1 protein-coding gene is annotated in these 488 nt (G+C 54.9%); it reads left to right on the forward strand.

Annotation, left to right across the window (positions count from 1 at the left end):
• The coding region (locus ACOYA6_RS23030; protein WP_422655478.1) for a GTP-binding protein at positions 1 to 488 on the forward strand (488 nt) is incomplete at both ends.

Below are 488 nucleotides of genomic sequence, written 5' to 3' on the forward strand. Positions count from 1 at the left end.
CACTACGCACACGTAGACTGCCCGGGCCACGCCGACTATGTTAAAAACATGATCACCGGTGCTGCGCAGATGGACGGCGCGATCCTGGTTGTTGCTGCGACTGACGGCCCGATGCCTCAGACCCGTGAGCACATCCTGCTGGGTCGTCAGGTAGGCGTTCCTTTCATCATCGTGTTCCTGAACAAATGCGACATGGTTGATGACGAAGAGCTGCTGGAACTGGTAGAAATGGAAGTTCGTGAACTTCTGTCCCAGTACGACTTCCCGGGCGACGACACTCCAATCGTTCGTGGTTCTGCTCTGAAAGCGCTGGAAGGCGAAGCTGAGTGGGAAGAGAAAATCATCGAACTGGCTGGCTACCTGGATTCTTACATCCCGGAACCAGAGCGTGCGATTGACAAGCCATTCCTGCTGCCAATCGAAGACGTATTCTCCATCTCCGGTCGTGGTACCGTTGTTACCGGTCGTGTAGAGCGCGGTATCATCAA

The sequence above is a fragment of the Leclercia barmai genome (genome assembly GCF_049312895.1).
GTDB classification, from domain to species: domain Bacteria; phylum Pseudomonadota; class Gammaproteobacteria; order Enterobacterales; family Enterobacteriaceae; genus Enterobacter; species Enterobacter barmai.